Source organism: Brevibacterium sp. 50QC2O2, assembly GCF_024580675.1.
Lineage (GTDB): Bacteria > Actinomycetota > Actinomycetes > Actinomycetales > Brevibacteriaceae > Brevibacterium > Brevibacterium moorei.
The window spans coordinates 1-1,104 of record NZ_JANIJZ010000050.1 but is presented as its reverse complement, the minus strand read 5'-3'; the positions used below and the strand labels follow the sequence as shown (position 1 = coordinate 1,104).

1 rRNA gene is annotated in these 1,104 nt (G+C 54.7%); it reads right to left on the bottom strand.

Annotation, left to right across the window (positions count from 1 at the left end):
- Nucleotides 1-1,104: ribosomal RNA gene (locus tag NQ038_RS15150) — 23S ribosomal RNA — on the bottom strand; the annotation flags it as partial.

The window sequence follows — 1,104 nt, the reverse complement described above, 5'->3', positions numbered from 1 at the left end:
CTGGCCTATCAACCCCATCATCTCTAGGACACCTTAAAGGAGACCTCATCTCGAAGCAGGCTTCCCACTTAGATGCTTTCAGCGGTTATCCCTCCCGAACGTAGCAAACCAGCCATGCCCTTGGCAGAACAACTGGCACACCAGAGGTTCGTCCGTCCCGGTCCTCTCGTACTAAGGACAGCCCTTCTCAAATCTCCAACGCACGCAGCGGATAGGGACCGAACTGTCTCACGACGTTCTAAACCCAGCTCGCGTACCGCTTTAATGGGCGAACAGCCCAACCCTTGGGACCAACTCCAGCCCCAGGATGCGACGAGCCGACATCGAGGTGCCAAACCATGCCGTCGATATGGACTCTTGGGCAAGATCAGCCTGTTATCCCCGAGGTACCTTTTATCCGTTGAGCGACCGCGATTCCACAATCCACGGCCGGGTCACTAGTCCCAGCTTTCGCTCCTGCTCGACACGTCCGTCTCACAGTCAAGCTCCCTTGTGCACTTACACTCGACACCTGATTGCCAACCAGGCTGAGGGAACCTTTGGGCGCCTCCGTTACTCTTTAGGAGGCAACCGCCCCAGTTAAACTACCCATCAGGCACTGTCCCTGAACCCGATCAGGGTCCGAAGTTAAGGAATCCAGAATGGCCAGAGTGGTATTTCAACAACGACTCCCCAACACCTAGCGATGCCGGATCACAGTCTCCCACCTATCCTACACAAGCCACACCGAACACCAATACCAAACTATAGTGAAGGTCTCGGGGTCTTTCCGTCCTGCTGCGCGTAACGAGCATCTTTACTCGTAATGCAATTTCGCCGAGTTCGCGGTTGAGACAGCAGAGAAGTCGTTACGCCATTCGTGCAGGTCGGAACTTACCCGACAAGGAATTTCGCTACCTTAGGATGGTTATAGTTACCACCGCCGTTTACTGGGGCTTAAATTCTCCGCTTCAACCCCGAAGGGTTTAACAGGTCCTCTTAACCTTCCAGCACCGGGCAGGCGTCAGTCCGTATACATCGCCTTACAGCTTCGCACGGACCTGTGTTTTTAGTAAACAGTCGCTTCTCCCTGGTCTCTGCGGCCACCACACACACATCAGACCG